Consider the following 1,431-nt stretch of genomic DNA (forward strand, 5'->3'; position numbering starts at 1 on the left):
GACGGGCGCGTGCCGCCGTCCGTGGCGAGGACGGACGGGCGTGCACTGCCGTCCGTGGCGAGGACGGACGGGCGAGTGCTGCCGTCCGCGGGAAGCAGGACCGAGCACGCCAGCAGGGCGATGAAAGGCAGCGCGAACAGCGAGACACGGATGAGCATCTCCCCGCCGTACAACTGCGCGGGGAAGAGCAACAGCGGCGTGACGGCCAGGAGGACCACCCGGACGTCCAGACGTCCTCTGCGCCAGTCGCGCACCGCCCCCGCCGCGGCAAGCGCCCACAGCACAAGGGTAAGAAAAATCCGGGCCTGCACCACGAGCACGTGCCCCGCGGACCCGCCCAGGCGGTCGATGACATTCGCATCAGTCGCGGCCAGCAGCCCTGCGTCCGCCAGCGGCGGGTTCCCGGTGAGGTATGCACTCGCGGGATAGACCAGCCAGAGCGTCAGCACCACCACAGTGATCAGAGGCAGCCGGCTGGGCCAGACACGCCCGCCCAGGGTCAGCGCGGTGACGGCGATCAGCACCATAAACGGCGTCAGCTGATGGCTCGCGCAAATGACCGCGACGAGCAACAGGGCCACCACGAGCGCGCTCACCCGGAGCCCCGGCCGGGGCTCGGCCGGTGACCGCCCTCCCCACCACGCCGCCAGATCCGCCCGCCGGTAACCGCCGATCTTGGGAGCCCGCGCGGCCAACGGGCCCAAAAGCAACGCGACCACAACGAGGTACAGGAAGAAACCGAACGCCTGGGGAGACAAGTAGTCCTGGTCCTGCCAACTGCCGAGGCAAAAGACCCACAGCACAAGCCAGCGCCGCCGCGGATCCCGCGTCAAGTACCCCGTCAGCACACCCAGGGCAGCGAGCCACAGACCCACGTTGAACACCGGAGCCCACAAGGCAACAGCCACCGGATCAAGACCCGTCGCCCCGAACACCGCCGCCAGCAACGCGAAGAAACCCGGCCAGTTAAAGTACGCATCGGTATCCGGGTTAATCCCCTGAGTGGAGAGAGCGTCCGCGATACCGAGATGACGAAACGCAACCTCACCCCGCGGCACGTCCGTCACGAAAGCCGCGGTCCCGAAAAGCACCAGCACCAGCACCACAACCAGCCACAACATGACCAAACGACGCGCCGGACCCGCAGCATCCCCCCGCAACGCCACAACGAAAGCGACATTCAGAAGCAAGACCCCCACCCAGAACGGATACGGCAACACCGCCACGAGCCCCAGGTCACTGCTCACAGGCACAGCCACCATCGAAGCGGCCCCCACCGCAAGCGCCAACGACACAACACCCGCCAGAGCGCACCACACCTCACGGGCCTTCCAGCGCCCCTCCGTGCGGCTGGTCACATCGACCGTGCTCGTCACCGCACCTCCCGCATGACGAGCCGGAGGGCGGCTCATCGCGCATCCCGCGTGACGC

General features: G+C 68.0%; 1 protein-coding gene. It reads right to left on the reverse strand.

Features of this window, described 5'->3' with window-relative positions; translation table 11 throughout:
* Positions 1-1,376, reverse strand: a 1,376-nt coding sequence (locus AC50X9_RS21225) for a glycosyltransferase (RefSeq protein ID WP_494897067.1), incomplete at its 3' end; no start/stop codon positions are given.
* Positions 1,377-1,431: the final 55 nt, after the last annotated feature.

This window comes from Pseudarthrobacter sp. HLT1-3, from assembly GCF_059383535.1.